Origin of the sequence: Streptomyces sp. V4I8 (assembly GCF_041261225.1) — a bacterium.
Lineage (GTDB): Bacteria > Actinomycetota > Actinomycetes > Streptomycetales > Streptomycetaceae > Streptomyces.
In genome coordinates this window covers 9,424,082-9,438,381 of record NZ_JBGCCN010000001.1, presented here as the reverse complement: position 1 = coordinate 9,438,381, position 14,300 = coordinate 9,424,082, and the positions used below count along the sequence as shown (strand labels likewise).

General features: G+C 72.8%; 9 protein-coding genes. 5 read left to right on the top strand and 4 right to left on the bottom strand.

The window, feature by feature from the left end; all coding sequences use genetic code 11:
• Positions 1-63: 63 nt before the first annotated feature.
• The 3 genes from ABIE67_RS42905 to ABIE67_RS42895 all read right to left on the bottom strand — a co-directional run bounded on the left by ABIE67_RS42905 (position 64) and on the right by ABIE67_RS42895 (position 2,343).
• The gene (locus ABIE67_RS42905; protein ID WP_370266974.1) at positions 64-423 is read right to left on the bottom strand and encodes a cupin domain-containing protein; all 360 of its coding nucleotides are present in this window, start codon (positions 421-423) and stop codon (positions 64-66) included.
• A gap of 217 nt (positions 424-640) precedes the next feature.
• A complete protein-coding gene (locus ABIE67_RS42900) occupies positions 641-1,618 on the bottom strand; it encodes a threo-3-hydroxy-L-aspartate ammonia-lyase (protein WP_370266973.1) in 978 nt (325 codons plus the stop codon).
• Positions 1,615-2,343: a transcriptional regulator gene (locus tag ABIE67_RS42895; protein ID WP_370269488.1), complete on the bottom strand. Its 729-nt coding sequence runs from the start codon at positions 2,341-2,343 to the stop codon at positions 1,615-1,617. The genes ABIE67_RS42900 and ABIE67_RS42895 overlap by 4 nt, the downstream gene beginning before the upstream one ends.
• Before the next feature lie 271 nt (positions 2,344-2,614).
• Between ABIE67_RS42895 and ABIE67_RS42890 the strand changes: the two genes are divergently transcribed.
• The 5 genes from ABIE67_RS42890 (at position 2,615) to ABIE67_RS42870 (ending at position 12,163) form a co-directional block, all read left to right on the top strand.
• Entirely contained in the window at positions 2,615-3,808 is a 1,194-nt protein-coding gene (locus ABIE67_RS42890) for a sugar MFS transporter (RefSeq protein ID WP_370266972.1), read from the top strand.
• A 17-nt stretch (positions 3,809-3,825) separates the two neighbouring features.
• Positions 3,826-5,589: a beta-galactosidase gene (locus ABIE67_RS42885; RefSeq protein WP_370266971.1), complete on the top strand. Its 1,764-nt coding sequence runs from the start codon at positions 3,826-3,828 to the stop codon at positions 5,587-5,589.
• A complete protein-coding gene (locus ABIE67_RS42880; protein WP_370266970.1) occupies positions 5,589-8,003 on the top strand; it encodes a beta-galactosidase in 2,415 nt (804 codons plus the stop codon). Before ABIE67_RS42885 ends, ABIE67_RS42880 begins: the two co-directional genes overlap by 1 nt.
• A 100-nt stretch (positions 8,004-8,103) precedes the next feature.
• A complete protein-coding gene (locus tag ABIE67_RS42875) occupies positions 8,104-9,171 on the top strand; it encodes a LacI family DNA-binding transcriptional regulator (RefSeq protein WP_370266967.1) in 1,068 nt (355 codons plus the stop codon).
• A 139-nt stretch (positions 9,172-9,310) separates the two neighbouring features.
• Positions 9,311-12,163 (top strand): M4 family metallopeptidase, encoded by a 2,853-nt coding sequence (locus ABIE67_RS42870; protein ID WP_370266966.1) that lies wholly within the window; start codon positions 9,311-9,313, stop codon positions 12,161-12,163.
• 129 nt (positions 12,164-12,292) lie between these two features.
• Here the strand turns inward: ABIE67_RS42870 and ABIE67_RS42865 are convergent, their stop codons facing one another.
• Entirely contained in the window at positions 12,293-14,272 is a 1,980-nt protein-coding gene (locus ABIE67_RS42865) for a heavy metal translocating P-type ATPase (protein WP_370266965.1), read from the bottom strand.
• Between the last annotated feature and the right edge of the window lie 28 nt (positions 14,273-14,300).

Here is a 14,300-nt window from a genome sequence, read left to right as displayed (position 1 = left end):
GGTGGTCGGTGGTCGGTGAGAAACCGTCGCGAGCCGGTGCGAGCCGACCGGTCCGGGCGGGTGCTACTTCGACTTCGCGTACTCCCTCGCGGTCTGTCCCTGGAAGTCGTAGACCACGACCTGCTCGTCGCCCACGACCCAGGCGTCGTGACCGGGCGAGCAGACGAAGACGTCGCCGGGGCCGACCTCGGTCTCGCCGCCTTCGTCCATGACGATGTGCAAACGGCCTTGGACCATGTAGCAGTTGTGGTGCATCTGGCAGGTGTCGGTGCCCGCGATCGAGGCCACGGACTCGGTCCAGCGCCAGCCGGGCTCGAAGGTCGCCACGGCGAAATCGAGATCCGTCATATGGACGGCTTCGAGGTGGCCCCGGGGGAAATCACGTCGCTCGTCCGGCTTGTCGAGCGGCTTCACTTCCAACATGACGCGCTCCCTTCCGGCCGCGGTCCGCCGCGACCAGGGACGGACCGAGTCCCGGGCGGCCCTTGCACCGCCGTCGACGGCCGGTCCGTACCACTCCATCGTCCGCCGGTCCATCCGGGGCCGCCATTCGGGGGAGGCCCGTGGGAGGCCCCGCTCCACCCCGGTTCCGAGATTCAGCGCCTCCTGAGACCGGCTCCCGCTCAGGCCCCGCTCCCGCTCAACCCCGGCCCCCGCAGAGCTCGGCGAAGCGCTCGGCGTCCACGTTGCCGCCGGAGATGATCACGCCGACCCGGCGCGGCAGGGTGCCCGCCCGGCCGTTGAGCAGGGCGGCCAGCGGAGTGGCGCCGCTCGGCTCGACGACGATCTTCAGGCGTTCGAAGGCGAAGCGCATCGCGTCCCGGATCTCGTCGTCGCTGACCAGCGCGATCTCGTCGACGAGCCGCCGGTTGACGGAGAAGGTGAGCTCGCCCGGCGTGTGCAGGGCCTGACCGTCGGCGATGGTGTGCGGCACCGGGATAGTGACGCGCCGCCCCGCCTCCAGGGATCGCTTGGTGTCGTCGCCGGCCTCCGGCTCCACGCCGATCATCCGGATGCCCGGGTGCAGGCCTTTTGCCACCGTGGAACTCCCGGCGATGAGTCCGCCCCCGCCGACCGGCGTCAGCATCGCCCCCAACTCCCCCACCTCTTCGATGAGTTCGAGGGCAGCGGTGCCCTGGCCCGCCATGATGTGCGGGTGCTCGTACGGCGGGATGACAGTCAAGCCGCGCTCGGCGGCCAGAGCCTGGGCGATCGCGACACGGTCGCCGGTGTAGCGGTCGTACGTGACGATCTCGGCGCCGTAGCCGTAGGTGGCGGCCCGCTTCGACGGTGGGGCGTCCTCGGGCATGACGATGACCGCGGTGGTGCCGAGTTCGCGGGCGGCCAGGGCGACGGCCTGGGCGTGGTTCCCGGACGAGTAGGCGGCGATGCCGCGAGCGAGCTGCTCCGGTGTGAGACGGGAGGCCGCGTTGTAGGCGCCGCGGAACTTGAAGGCACCCACGCGCTGGAAGTTCTCGCACTTGAGGAAGACCTCGGCACCGACGAGGGCGTCGAGCGTGCGCGAGCGCAGCACCGGGGTGCGGTGCGCGACGCCCTTGAGCCGCGCGGCGGCATCGCGGACGTCGTCGAGGGTGACCGGTGGGGTGGTGGTCGTCACGCGTGTCCTCCAGGGGGTGTCGTGTCGGTCGCGGCCCGGTCCGTCGCGGCCCCGGCCTCGGCGCGCGCCTGCGACAGATAGCTGTAGGCGGACGCGCGGGAGATGCCCAGCCGTCCCGCGACCTGCTCGATCGCGCGCCGCACGGCGAACACTCCCCGCTCGTCGAGGCCGCGGAACAGCTCCAGGCGCTGGGCGCGGTCGAGCCCGGCCCAACTCCCGTTCTGCCGGAGCTGGTGGGCGTCGAGGATGGCGTCGACGACGGAGTCGATGTCGTTGCCGAAGGTGGTGACCGGCACGTCGGCGCTGCCGCTGCTTCCGGGAGAGCCGACGCCGGCGAGGGCGCCGAGCAGCGCGTGGGCGTCGTTCACGGCGGTGACGTCCAGGTTGACGCACAGGGCGCCGAACACGGTGCCCGTCGAGTCCCGCAGGACCATGGTGGACGCCTTGACCAGTCGGCCGTTGCGGGTCCGGGTGACGTAGTTCAGCTCGTCGCCCGCCCCGTCGCCGCGCGCGACGATCCGCATGCCGATCTCGCTCATCGCCCCGCCTACGGTGCGGCCGGTCACCGAGCCGGCCACGGCCACCACGGACTGGTCCGGCTGCCGGTAGTCATGCAGGACCACCTCGCACATCGGGCCGAACGTGGCCGCGAGGCCGTCGACGACCGGTCTCAGGGCGGTGACGATGGCGTCCCGCTCGGCTTGCAAGGGTTCTTCGGCCGTCATCGCCCACTCCCGTCCGGCATCGGTGATTCGTTTCACCGGGGCAGGTTCTAGACTACACATCCAGCATCTGTACTGACAGTCCAAATCGAGTCTGTACTGACAGTCCAAATGCTTCGGGGTGCGACGGTCGGATCCAGGCTGCGGGTCGTCGTGGGCTGGTCGCGCAGTTCCCCGCGCCCCTTGGGGGGCTCGGCCGACGCATCTCCATGGGCACCCCGTACTCACTCCAGATCTTGACGTGGGCCGCGATGTTACCGGTAACATCCAGCCCATGACAGTGACGTCGGCGCCCCCGCACCCACGGGTCTTCAGCCCCGCCGCCGTGGTCGCCTCCTGTGTCGGCTTCATGCTCATCGGCGTCCTGCAGGCGCTGTACGGCCCGGCGATCCCCGCCTTCCGCGCGGAGTTCGGGCTGTCCCCGTCGGCCGCCGGACTCGGGCTGAGCGCGCACTTCGTCGGTGGGGTGGCCGGTGTGCTCCTCTTCGACCGGCTCTACGGCCGGATCGGCAACCGGCGCATCCTCGGCGCCTCGTATCTGCTGATGGCCGTCGGTGCGGCCGGCTTCGCGCTCGCGCCGAACTGGCCGGTTGCCCTGGCCATGGCCCTGCTCGCCGGGCTCGGCTTCGGCGGGATCGACTACGGCCTCAACCAGCTGTTCGCCGTCGGCTTCGGACACCGCTCGACCGCCATGCTGAACATCCTCCACGCCCACTTCGGCATCGGCGCGATCCTCGGCCCGGCGCTGATCGGCGTCGTCGGCGCGGCGCACTACCCCGCGGTCTTCCTCGGCTTCGCGCTGGCCAACCTGCCGCTCCTGCTGTGCCTGCGCGGCGTACGCGACCGGGCGCCGGGGCCGTCCGAGACGGGCGGCGACCCGTACGGCGGCCAGGTCCTCGTCCGCAGTCTCGGCTCCGTACTCGCCGTGTTCGTCGCCCTGTACGTGCTGCACGTCGGTATCGAGGCCGGCGTCGGCGGATGGGAGCCGACCCACCTGGAGACCGTCGGCTACGGAGCCGGATTCGCCGCCACGGCCACGTCCGTGTACTGGCTGATGATGACCGTCGGCCGATTTCTGGTCGCCCCGATCGCCCTGCGCTTCTCGGCCCAGGCCATCATCACGGTCTCGTGCGCGGGCATGACGGTCTGCCTGCTGCTCGCCACGCTCCCGGCGGCGGCCCCGTACGCGTACGCAGGTGTCGGCCTGTTCATCGCCCCGATCTTCCCGACCGGGCTCCCCTGGCTCCACCGGGCCGCCCCGCGGGCGCGCAGAGCGGGAGCGCTGGTCATCGCCGCCTCCATGGTCGGCGGCGTGGTGGCGGGTCCGGCGCTGGGCAAGGCCATCGAGTGGTCGGGGATCCGTACGGTCCCGCTTCTGCTGTCCGGCGCCTCGGCCCTGTGCCTGGCCGCCACGCTCTGGCTGATCCGCAGCACCCGAACGCACTCCGATCCGCCGCGTACTTCCTAGCGAAGGGAAGCTTCCGCATGTCCGCTCTGACGACGTCTCCCGACGGTTTCCTCCTGCATGGCGAGCCGTTCCGGATCATCTCCGGCGCGATGCACTATTTCCGGGTCCATCCCGACCAGTGGGCCGACCGGCTGCGCAAGGCCCGGCTGATGGGGCTCAACACGGTGGAGACGTATGTGCCGTGGAACCTGCATCAGCCCGACCCCGACGGACCGCTCGTCCTCGACGGGTTCCTCGACCTGCCCCGCTATCTGAGCCTGGCCCGCGACGAGGGCCTGCACGTCCTGCTCCGCCCGGGGCCGTTCATCTGCGCCGAGTGGGACGACGGCGGCCTGCCGTCCTGGCTCATCGCCGACCCCGACATCCGGCTGCGCTCCAGCGACCCGCGCTTCACCGAGGTGATCGACCGCTACCTCGACGTCCTGCTGCCCCCGCTGATGCCGTACATGGCCGCGGCGGGCGGCCCGGTGATCGCCGTCCAGGTGGAGAACGAGTACGGCGCCTACGGCGACGACACCGCGTATCTGAAGCACCTCGAAGCGGCCTTCCGGGCCAGGGGCGTCGAGGAGCTGCTCTTCACCTGCGACCAGGCCAACGCCGAGCATCTGGCGGCCGGCGCTCTGCCCGGCGTGCTGGCGACGGCCACCTTCGGCAGCCGGGTCGACCGGCATCTGGCGGCGCTGCGGGCCCACCAGCCAGAGGGGCCCCTGATGTGCGCGGAGTTCTGGATCGGCTGGTTCGACCACTGGGGCGGCCCCCACCATGTGCGGGACGCCGCCGACGCCGCCGCCGACCTGGACCGTCTGCTGTCCGCGGGCGCCTCGGTCAACATCTACATGTTCCACGGGGGCACCAACTTCGGCTTCACCAACGGCGCCAACCATAAGCACGCCTACGAACCCACCGTCACCTCCTACGACTACGACGCCGCGCTCACCGAGTGCGGCGACCCCGGCCCCAAGTACCACGCCTTCCGTGAGGTCATCGCCCGCCACGCCCCGGTCCCCGACGAGCCCGTCCCCGCCCCGGCGCCCAAACTCCCGGCCATCACAGTGGAGTTGGATCGTCGGGCCCCGCTCGTCCCCCACGCGGACACTCTCGCCAAGCCGGTCCGCACCGAGGATCCGGCGACGATGAACGACCTGGGCCTGCACGCCGGTTACGCCCTCTACCGCACGACCGTGGAAGCGGTGGGCGACGGCCTGCTGCACTTCGCGGGCGGGGTCGGCGACCGCGCCCAGGTCTTCATCGACGGCACCCCCGTCGGCGTACTGGAACGCGAACGCCACGACGAGACCCTGCCCGTCCGCGTCCCGCGGCCCGGGGCCACGCTGGACGTCCTCGTCGAGAACATGGGCGGCGTCAACTACGGCCCCCGCATCGGCGCCCCCAAGGGCCTCCTCGGCCCCGTCACCTTCAACGGCACCCCCCTGCACGGCTGGGACTGCCGCCCACTGCCCTTCGACACCCTGGACGCGGTGCCGTTCGAGCCGTCCGACGCGACCACGGCCACCGGACCGGCCTTCCACCACGGCAGCTTCGACGTCGAGTCCCCGGCCGACGCCTTCCTCGCCCTGCCCGGCTGGACCAAGGGCCAGGCCTGGGTCAACGGCTTCCACCTCGGCCGCTACTGGAACCGCGGCCCACAGCACACGCTCTACGTCCCCGCGCCGATCCTGCGCGCCGGCACCAACGACCTGGTCCTCCTGGAACTGCACGCCACCACCGGCACCCGCGCCCAGCTCACCGACACCGCCGACCTCGGCCCGGAGACCGACTGATGCCCCGCCCGCACCGGCTGCACCTCACCACGCACCCCGCTCCCCCGGTCGCCGGCCACCTGCCCTTCGCCGACACGCCGAACGCCCCCGACCCGATCGCCGTGACGAGCAGCTGGCTCACCCGCGGGGGCCGCCCCTGGTTCCCGGTCTCCGGCGAGTTCCACTACTCCCGCTACCCGGCCGCGGAGTGGGAGGAGGAACTGCTGAAGATGAAGGCGGGCGGCGTGACCGCCGTCGCCGGCTACCTCATCTGGATCCACCACGAGGAGGTCGAGGGCCGCGTCCGCTTCGACGGCGACCTCGACCTGCGCCGCTTCGCCGAGCTGTGCGCCCGCCACGGCCTGGACTTCATCCCCCGCATCGGCCCCTGGTCCCACGCGGAGGTACGCAACGGAGGCCTGCCCGACTGGCTGCTGGCCCGCGACTGCACGCCCCGCACCGACGACCCGGCGTATCTGGAGCCCGTACGCGACTGGTTCGTGGCCATCGCCGAGCAGCTGGGCGGCCTCGACCGCGCCCACGGCGGCCCGGTCATCGCGATCCAGATCGAGAACGAGCTGTACGACCAGCCCGGCCATCTGCTGACGTTGAAGCGGATGGCCCAGGAGGCCGGACTGAGCGCGCCCCTGTGGACATCGACCGCGTGGGGCGGTGTCCAGCTCCCGGGCGACGAACTGTTCCCGCTGTACGGCGGCTACCCCGAGGCGTTCTGGACCGAGGCGGACGGCGGCTGGCCCGACACCTGTCGCAAGCACTTCTTCTTCACCCACCAGCGCGACGACGAGGGCATCGGCGCCGACCTGCGCCCGACCACCGTCCGGGGCGGTGCCCCGGACGCCCTCGCGGACCGATTCCCCTGGGCCACCTGCGAGTTGGGCGGCGGCATGGCGGTGGCCTACCACCGGCGGCCGCGCCTCGACGCCGCCGACATCGGCGCGCTCGGCCTCACCAAGATCGGCTGCGGCTCGGTGTGGCAGGGCTACTACATGTTCCACGGCGGCACGAATCCGGCCGGGGAGCTCTCCCCGCTCCAGGAGTCCCACGCCACCGGCTACCCCAACGACCTGCCCGTCCTGACGTACGACTTCCAGGCCCCGCTCGGCGAGTACGGCCAGTACCGGCCCTCGTACGACGAACTGCGCCTTCAGCACCTGCTGTTGGCGGAGTTCGGCCATCTCGTCGCACCGATGGAGTCCGTACTGCCGGAGGTGCGGCCGCAGGTCCAGCACGATCGGGACACCCTGCGCTGGGCCGTCCGCACGGACGGCGCTTCGGGCTTCCTCTTCGTCAACAACCACCAGCCGCACGAGCCGCTGCCCGACCGTCCGGACACCTCTTTCACGGTCGAGTTCCGGGCCGAGTATCCGGGCGAGATTCCTGGGGAGATTCCTGGCGAACTCCCGCGCTTCGCAGGCGCGTTGACACTGCCCAGCTCTCCCGTGACGGTGCCCGCCGGAGCCTACTTCTGCTGGCCGCTGCGGCTGGACGTCGCGGGGTTGCGGCTGGAGTGGGCGACCGCGCAGCCGGTGTGCACGGTCGCCCTGGACGGGCGTACGGTCCTGGTGCTCGCCGCCACCGACGGCATCGCGCCCGAAGTCGCCCTGGACGCGGGCACGGTGCGGTCCGTGGGCGCGCCGTCCGGGGACGTGACCGAGATCGACGGCCGGATCCTGGTGGCCGGGCTGCGGCCCGGGACCGACGCGCTGGTCGAGGTGGACACGGCGGACGGTGAGCGGGTGGGTCTGCTGGTGCTGGACGCGGCGACGGCTCGTACCGTCTACCGGGGTCAGGCATGGGGCGCCGAGCGGCTGGTGCTGTGCGCGGACGGGGTCGTGTTCGACGGCGGCGACGAGGTGCGGGTGCACAGCACGGCCGTACGGTCGTCGTTCGCCGTGCTGCCCGCGCCGGAGCGGGCGTTGACGGTGGACGGGGTGCCGGTGGCCGGCGAGGCGGACGGGATCTTCACCCGCTACAGCCTCGTGACCGGCGGCAGTGCGGCTCCTGAGGCGCGCCTCACCCTCGTCCGGCCCGCCGGTCCGGCGCCCGAGCCGTCGACCGGTGGGCCGGCGCGGGCGAGCGTGCCTGCGGACAAGTACTTCGACACGGTGGCCGCCGAGTACGGCGTCGACGTGCCGGAGGATCTCCCGGAGGGGTCCCTACTGCGGCTGGACTGGACCGGGGACGTGGGGCGGGCGTACGTGGGAGACACGCTGGTCGCCGACCAGTTCTTCACGGGGCGGGTCTGGGAGATCGGCCGGCTGCCGGCGGGCGCGGCGCTGCGCGTGCGGGTGCTGCCTCTGCACCCGGATGCCAAGGTCCATGTGCCGGACGGGGCGGGTGAGGCGGCGCGGACGGCTGCCGTGACGCGGGCCGAGTGGGTCACCAGCCGGGCCTGGGCGGTGCGGTCGGGATGACGCGGCGCTCGTGGGGGTGCCCGCTCCGTGGCCCTGCCTATGCTGGGGTTCTGCCGGGGCGGGACACCACCGCCGTGACCACGTCGAGGAAACAGCCATCATGACCCCAAGCTCCGCCGACGACTCCGCTCCGAGAGGGCGCAGCAGACGGAACTTCGCGGGTGCGCGTCCGGTGATGGACGACGTGGCCCGGCTGGCCGGGGTGTCCAAGCAGACCGTCTCCCGCGTCCTCAACGACCATCCGTCAGTGCGGCCCGAGACCCGCGAGACGGTTCTGGCGGCCATGCGGACGCTGGGCTACCGCCCGAGCCGCAGTGCCCGGTCGCTGGCCAGCGGGCGAACCCGGATGGTCGGCGTGATCTCGTTCGACGCCGCGCGTTACGGTCCCGCCAGCATCCTGACCGCGATCAACACGGCGGCGCAGGAGGCCGGTTACCTGCTCAGCTCGATCGCGCTGGACACGGCCGAGCCCGACACGGTCGTGGAGGCGGTCAACCGGCTGTCCGCCGAGGGCGCGGACGGGGTGATCGCCATCGCCCCGCAGCTGTGGGTGGGCAAGGCGCTGGCGGACACCCGCCTCGACACCCCGCTGGTCGTCCTGGAGAACGGCCTCGACGCCGACACCCAGCAGGTCACCGGCGACTCCCGGGCCGGGGCCCGCAAGGCCACCGAGCACCTGCTGGGGCTGGGTCACCGCACCGTGTGGCATATCGCGGGCCCGACCGGCTGGACCTCGGCCGACCACCGGCTGGGCAGCTGGCAGGCCACTCTGGAGGCGGCGGGCGCCGAGGTCCCGGCCCCGCTGATCGGCGACTGGAGCGCCGACTCGGGCTATGAGCTGGGCCGGCGCCTGGCGGAGCGTCCGGAGGTCACGGCCGTGTTCGCCGCCAACGACCAGATGGCCCTGGGGCTGCTGCATGCGCTGCACGAAGCCGGCCGTTCCGTCCCCGACGAGGTGAGCGTCGTGGGCTACGACGACATCCCCGAGGCCGCGCACTTCCTTCCCCCGCTGACCACCGTGCGCACGGACTTCGCCGAGATCGGCACCCGTTCGCTGCGCCTGCTGCTGGACCGGCTCGACGGCCCCGTCGAGCCGCCCCGGGTGGAGTCGCTGGTCCCCGTCGACCTGGTGGTCCGCCGCAGCAGCGGCCGGGCGCCCCGCCGCTGACCGCCGGCCCCCACTACGGCCGGAAGTCACCCGTGGGCACAGCCGCCCCGTTGATGGAACGGCACATCGCCGCTTCGATGGCCCCTGGCCGGGCGGCGCTCCGCTCCCGGCACAGCGACCGAGGGGGGTTCGGGAGACCATGCGTCAGCCCAGAAGAGCCAGAGGCGGCGGCAGAACACCACAACTGAGCGGATTACCGGGTGCGGCGGCGCTGTTGAGCGTCGTCGCACTCGTCGTCCCGGCGGCTCCGGCCCAAGCCGCGACGCAGACGGCGCCACCGATACCGAGGCCGGCCGAGGTGATCCCGGGGCAGGAGACGGATACCCCGGCGCTGGTGCGGGGCATCCGGGAACAGGCTCCCGCCAAGGGCAGCGCGGCGGCCGCGGCCCGCGCCCATCTGGACGTCAGGCGGAGCCGGTACCGGATCGCGGACCCCGAGCGCGATCTGGTGCCCGCCGGGACCACCGCCGTGGACGGCCGCGAGACGGTCCGGCTCCAGCAGCGGCACCGGGGCGTGCCGGTCCTGGGCGGTCAGTACGTCGTCCGTATGGAGCGCGAGGACGGCGAGCGCGTCGTCACGGGGACCTCGGGGAAGTACTTCACCGGGCTGAGCACGGGCACGACGCCCGAGGTCGGCGAGGCGCTCGCCGTCGAGCGTGCGGTGAACGCCGTACGCACGGAACTCGGCGACCGGCACTTCACCGCGCCGCGGTCGGGCGACGAGGAGTCCCCGCTCGCGGGCACGGCACGCGGACTGGTCGTCCTGCCCACCGGGGCAGGTGTCCTGACCCGGCAGGTCACCGTGCACGGCAGCGACCCGGCGAGCGGTGAACCCGTGCGTCGCGAGGTCTACATCGACGCCCGCGCCGGATATCCGGTCCTTCAGTACAGCGCTGTCAGGACGTTCGGCGCCCCTCGCACGACACCGGGGCGGGCGGTGACGGACGGCTCTCCCGCCGAGGCACGGCCCGCCGGGAAGGCGCTCGCCGCCGACAAGGGCACCGGCGTCCGGCTCGACGGCACCACCGTCGGCCTCGACATCGACCGCGACGACAGCCGCGGTGAGTACGTCCTGCGCGACCGCTCCCGAATACCCGCCGACGACGGCGCGGACCACGTCCTGGCCACCTGGGACGCGCGCGGCAAGTGGGCCACCGACGTCGGCGGAGTATGGCCCGAGGGCATCCGGGAGTTCGGTTCGCCGACCCCCGCGTTCGACGGCGAGGCCACCGAGTCGGGCGCCGTGGACGCGCACTGGGCCGCCGGGCAGGTCTACGACTACTTCCTGGCCAAGCACGGCCGCGACAGCCTCGACGGCCACGGCATGACCGTCAACTCCCTGGTGGGCGTGACCGATTACGGGCAGCCGTACGTCAACGCCTTCTGGGACGGCCGGAAGATGGTGTACGGGAGCGGCGACGCCGAGTACCGTCCCCTCTCGGCCGCCATGGACGTCGTCGGCCACGAGATGACACACGGCGTGATCGAGCACTCCGCGAATCTCGTCTACGCCGGTCAGTCCGGGGCGGTGAACGAGGCGCTGGCCGACTACTTCGGCAACGCCATCGAGGCGGACGTGTACGGCATCCCGGAGACGGACCCGGACTCGGGCCTGCTGGGCGAGCGGCTGTGCCGTACGAAGTCCCCGCGTGACTGCGCGCTGCGCGACCTCGGTGACGGGCGGACCACGGCCAAGTCGTTCCTCGGCGTCGGCTTCGCCACCGACAACGGCGGCGTCCACCTCAACTCGACCATCGTCGGCGGCGCGCTGTGGGACGCCCGTGAGGACCTGGGCGCCGACGCGATGGACAAGGTCGTCCACCGGGCGCTGACCGAGTACCTCACGCCGCTCGACGGGTTCACCGAGACACGGGCCGCCGTGCTCGCGGCCGCCGCCGACCTCGCGATCCCGGCGGCGGGGCAGAAGGCCCTGCACCGCGCCTTCACCGCGCACGGCATAGTGCCCGGCTGGGAGTCGGCCCTGGGCGTGGACTCCGACCTCCTCCTCGACCGCGTCAACACGACCCGGACCCACCTGGGCGCCGGCGGCGGCTGGTGGGCCGCGTCGAAGTCCGACGAGGGCGGCTCGGAGCCGTATTCGGTGTGGGCCGGGCGCGCCGACGGCGAGGGACGGATCAAGCTGATGAGCCCCAACGACGGGCGCTACCACGTCAATCCGGCCACCGACGGGAAGACGGTGGTGTGGCAGGCGTACGGCTCCGACGGCGTCGACGTGCTGGCCAGGCCGCTCGCGGGCGGCCCCGTGAAGAAGCTCTGGCACGGCCGGGCCCCCGGCAGCTCGGTGGACGTCGACGGTGACCTCGTCGCCTTCGACTACGTGACCTACGGCGGGCGGCGGGCCGTGGCCCATCTGAGCATCAAGGACCCGGCGAACGTGGAGAGCATCGGCGGGGGCACCTACCACCGGGCCTGGGCTCCGTCGGTGAGCCACGGCAGGGTCGCCTACCAGGAGAGACGGCGGGTACGCGCCGAGTACGCGGTCAGCACGCGGGTCATCGACGTCGCGACCGGCGAGAACAAGGCGGTCCAAGTGACCACGGACGGCACGGGTCTCGGCCCGACGGCCATCAACGGCACGCATGTCTTCTGGCTCCTCGACGACGACCCCACGGACGGGAAGAGGGCCCTGCGGCGCGCCGCGCTCGACGGTTCCGGTGTGGTGGACCTCAGCCCGGAGACCGGGCCGGACGCGTTGAACGCCTACGACCTGACGGTCTCCGAGGACAGGGTGACGGTCGGCTCCTACCTGGCCGGCGCCCCGATCGGCAATGAATCGGCGCCGAAGCTGTACCAGTTCGCCGCGTCGGGTGCACCCGACGATCCGGCCACCCGCAAGGGCCGGGTCTCCTGCAACCGCGGCGAGCAGTCGTCGGCTTCCGCGGTCGGGAGCGGCCGGGTGGTGTGGCTGGACTCGACCACCGGCATCACCGCTGTGGTGACCCGCACTCGGCCGGCGGGCCGCTGCGGCTGACCGCAAAGGCGGGACCGGCAGGGGCCGTCGGCCTGCTCGGGTGTGTCCCCGGGCGGACCGGCGGCCCCTGTGCCATGTGCCATGGGCCGCCGGCCTCGACCGGGACGACAGCCCCGTCAGCCGATCCCGTCAGCCGGTCCCGTCGGCCGCCGCCCGCTCCCAGGCCGCGTCCCGCAGCAGGCGCAGCCCGTTCAGGCCGACGAGGACCGTGGAGCCCTCGTGGCCCGCGACACCGAGGGGCAGCGGCAGCGTGCCGGCGAGGTCCCAGACGACGAGGCCGGTGATGAAGACCCCGGCGATGACGAGGTTCTGAACGACCAGTTTCCGGGCGCGGCGGGAGAGGGCGACGGTGGCGGGGACGGCGGCGAGTTCGTCGCGGACGATCACCGCGTCGGCGGTCTCCAGGGCGAGGTCGGAGCCCGCCCGGCCCATGGCGACGCCGACGTGGGCGGCTGCCAGCGCGGGCGCGTCGTTGACGCCGTCCCCGACGACCATCACCTTGCGGCCCGCCGCCTCCATCTCCTTGACCGCGGCCATCTTGTCCTGCGGCAGCAGCCCGGCGCGCACGTCCTCGATGCCTGCCTCGGCGGCCAGGTGGGCGGCGGCCCGGGGGTTGTCGCCGGTGAGCAGGGCCGGGGCGGTGCCGGTGAGCGCGGTGAGGGCGGCGACGGTGGCGGCGGCGTCGGGCCGCAGCCGGTCCGCGATGCCGAGGACGCCGGCGGGGTCGCCGTCGACGACCACGACCACGGCGGTACGGCCGGAGGCCTCAAGTGCCTCGGCGAGCGCCACGACCTCGCCGTCAGGGGCGTCGAGCAGCCGGGCCGGGGCCCCCACCTCGACGGTACGGCCGTCGACGACCGCCTTCACGCCGAGGCCGGGCGCGGAGGTGAAGTCCTGCGCGGCGGGCAGGTCGATACGCCGGTCGCGGGCGGCGTCGACCACCGCCCGGGCCAGCGGATGTTCACTGGCGTGCTCGGCCGCCGCGGCGAGCCTCAGCAACTCGTCCTCGTCCAGGCCGCAGCCGGGCAGCGGCCGTACGTCGACCACCCGCGGCGTGCCTTCGGTGAGGGTGCCGGTCTTGTCCAGCGCTACGGCGTCGACCTGGCCGAGGCGTTCCATCACCACCGCCGACTTCACCAGCACGCCGTGCCGGCCGGCGATGGCGATGGCCGACAGCAGGGGCGGCATCGTGGCCAGGACCACCGCGCAGGGCGAGGCCACGATCATGAAGGTCATGGCGCGCAGCAGCGCCGCGGAGAACTCCTCGCCGAAGGCGAGCGGGACGCCGAACACGGCGAGCGTCGCGGCCACCATGCCCAGCGAGTAGCGCTGTTCGACCTTTTCGATGAACAGCTGCGTGGGCGCCTTGGTCTCGGACGCCTCTTCCACCATCCGTACGATCCGGGCGATCACGGAGTCGGAGGCGTCGCGCTCGACGCGGACGCGCAGGGCGCCGGTGCCGTTGAGGGTGCCCGCGAACACCTCGTCGCCCGGCTCCTTCGCGGCGGGGAGCGGTTCGCCGGTGATGCTCGCCTGGTCCACCTCACTGGCTCCGTCCAGCACCCGGCCGTCGGCTCCGACGCGCTCGCCGGGCCGGACGAGGACGGTGTCGCCGACCGTCAACTCCTCCACGGCGACGGTCTGTTCGGTGCCGTCTGCGGCGATCCGGGTGGCCGTGGCGGGGGCCAGGTCGAGCAGGCCGCGCACGGAGTCGGCGGTGCGGGCGGTGGCGAGCGCCTCCAGGGCGCCCGAGGTCGCGAAGATGACGATCAGCAGGGCCCCGTCCATGACCTGCCCGATCGAGGCGGCGCCGAGCGCGGCGACGACCATCAGCAGGTCGACGTCGAGGGTCCTGTCCTTGAGGGCCTTGAGCCCTTCCCAGCCCGGCTCCCAGCCGCCCGTGGCGTAGGCCAGGGCGTACAGCGGGCCCCACGTCCAAGCGGGCGCTCCGGCGAGTTGCAGGGGCAGCGCGAGCAGGAACAGCGCGGTGGCCGCGGCGGCCCAGCGGACCTCCGGCAACGCGAGCAGCCGGGTACGCCGCCGGGGCGCGGCCGTGGCCCGCGCGGACGGAGCGGCGTCGGCCGACGGTGGGGTGAGCGTGGAAGTCATGCCTCCACGATAGAGGAACAAATGAAGA